3 protein-coding genes are annotated in these 2,460 nt (G+C 49.2%); all 3 read left to right on the top strand.

The window, feature by feature from the left end; all coding sequences use genetic code 11:
• Positions 1-82 precede the first annotated feature (82 nt).
• Complete coding sequence (gene tnpA / locus FS666_RS19070) at positions 83-412, top strand: IS66 family insertion sequence element accessory protein TnpA (protein ID WP_144463764.1); 330 nt, start codon at positions 83-85, stop codon at positions 410-412.
• Positions 409-762, top strand: coding sequence for an IS66 family insertion sequence element accessory protein TnpB (gene tnpB, locus FS666_RS19065; protein ID WP_222119510.1), 354 nt, complete (start codon positions 409-411; stop codon positions 760-762). The genes tnpA and tnpB overlap by 4 nt, the downstream gene beginning before the upstream one ends.
• Positions 763-829: 67 nt before the next feature.
• The gene (gene tnpC, locus FS666_RS19060) at positions 830-2,407 is read left to right on the top strand and encodes an IS66 family transposase (protein WP_144463766.1); all 1,578 of its coding nucleotides are present in this window, start codon (positions 830-832) and stop codon (positions 2,405-2,407) included.
• Positions 2,408-2,460 lie beyond the last annotated feature (53 nt).

Here is a 2,460-nt window from a genome sequence, read left to right as displayed (position 1 = left end):
GTAAGCGTCAAATAAAACACACATTCTATTCATAGGTCAGCCGTGGGATAATCTTCTTAGAAATTATTCGGGAGGTTTTGCGATGACCTTAAAAGACAAAAGAATAGAATGGAAAGCCAGATATTATGCTTGGAAAGAGAGTGGACAGAGTGTAGCGAAATGGTGCCGGGATCAGGAAATACAAGTCCACCAAATGTATTATTGGGTGCGACAGTTTAAGCGCGGCGGTGGTAGTGAAGAAACTTCTGCCCAGACACAGTGGCTGACCGTTCAGGTGGATGAAGAAGCATTGCCTTCTTCAGGACAAGGGCCTATCCTGCTACACTTTGGTGCGATATCAGTGGAAGTACGAACAGGAGCCAATATGGGCTTATTGTCCGATGTTGTTCATGTGCTGCAGAGCCAATGTTGACCAATTCGCAGGTTGAACGAGTCTATCTGGCACGTGGCAGCACAGACCTCCGCAAATCGATTGATGGACTGGCCGTCATTGTCCAGGAGTGCTTTGAGCTCGATCCCTTCTCCCCCTGCTTATTTGTGTTCTGTAATCGGAAACGCGACAAGCTGAAAATCCTCCAGTGGGAACATAACGGCTTCTGGCTTCATTACCGGCGGCTGGAAAGAGGGACTTTCCACTGGCCGTCGGATAATGATGCGGCGCCCATGAACATCAGTCCGCGCCAGCTGCGCTGGCTGCTGGATGGCTTACCCCTTGAACAAAAACAGGCACACGGTGAGGTAACAGCCCGGACCATTATATAGAAATGTGAAATATACAAATACGGGAATCCGGCTAGGCAAGCCGGGTTCTTTTCCGTATACTGGATGTATGGAAAAGACAGCGCAAACTTCAAAGGGTACAATTGAATATTACCAAGCGCTCAACGAGAAGCTCGAAATGGAAAAGGAAGAGTTGCAGGCAAAGCTAAGATGGTATGAAGAGCAATTTCGTCTTAGCCAGCAGCGCAGATTCGGGGCTTCCAGCGAGAAGACGACCCCGGACCAGATTTCTCTTTTCAATGAAGCCGAGGTTACAGCTGACCCGGCGGTTGAAGAGCCAACAATCGAGACGGTTACATATAAACGCAAAAAACAGCGTGGCCAACGTGAACGTATGCTTGAGAACCTGCCTACAGAGACGATCAACTATCGTTTATCTGATGAGGAGCAGGTCTGTTCGTGTTGCGGCGGCGCGATGCACGAAATGAGCACAGAAGTACGCAAAGAACTGAAAATCATTCCTGCGCAAGTCAAAGTGGTCGAGCATGTACGCCACGTATATAGTTGCCGCCACTGCGAGCGTAATGAGTTGGAAACACCTATCGTAACAGCAAAAATGCCGGAGTCTGTTTATCCGGGTAGTTTGGCGTCCCCTTCAGCAATGGCTTATACCATGACGCAGAAATATGTTGAAAGCATGCCCCTGTACCGCCAGGAGAAACACTTGGAGCGCTTCGGGGTGTCCATTTCACGCCAAACGCTGGCCAATTGGATGATATATGGGGCAGAAACCTGGCTTAGCCCAATTTATGAGGAGATGCATGCGAACCTTCTGGAGAAGGATCGTCTGCATGCGGATGAAACCACTCTGCAAGTCCTATCCGAGCCGGAACGTCCTGCATCGTCGACTTCCTATATCTGGCTTTACCGCACCGGGCGTGAAGATACACCTATCGTCTTATATGATTACCAGCAAACCCGTGCAGGCAAACACCCGCGCCGTTTTTTGGATGGCTTCCAAGGATATATGCATGTGGACGGGTATGCCGGTTACAATGGCATCTCTGGTGTGAAGCTGGTCGGGTGCTGGGCACATGCCCGCCGGAAATTCACCGAGGCCCTGCAGGCACTGCCTGAATCCGCGAGCACTTCCGCAGTCAAAGCAAAGGAAGGCTTGGCCTATTGTAATCGACTGTTTGAAATCGAGCGCAACCTCAAGGATGTAAGTCCGCAAGAGCGCCATGAAGCGCGACAGGAACTCAGCCAACCAGTGCTGGAGGCTTTTTTGGTATGGCTTAAAGAGCAAACGCCGCGCGTACTGCCAAAAAGTGCACTTGGCCAAGCCATCAAATATTGCCGTAACCAATGGGACCGATTAGTGGTATTTTTAGAGGACGGACATTTGGAGATTGATAACAATCGCGGGGAACGGTCTATCAAGCCTTTTGTGATTGGCCGCAAAAACTGGCTGTTTAGCAACACCGCAAAAGGAGCCAAGTCCAGTGCGATTATCTATAGTGTTGTGGAGACAGCCAAGGAAAACGGATTGAATCCGTTTAACTACCTTAGCTATCTATTTCAGGAGCTTCCCAATATCGATACGACGGATAAAGAAAAATTGGCTGAATACCTGCCATGGTCATCGACACTCCCGCAGGACTGCCGTGTTCCTAATAAATCTAAATAAAGCATAAATCAAATCCCCATCTGAAAACAGGTGGGGATTATTTGACGCTTACG

The sequence above is a fragment of the Siminovitchia fortis genome, from assembly GCF_007681465.1.
Taxonomy (GTDB): domain Bacteria; phylum Bacillota; class Bacilli; order Bacillales; family Bacillaceae_C; genus Siminovitchia; species Siminovitchia fortis.
This window is presented reverse-complemented; position numbering and strand designations above follow the sequence as displayed.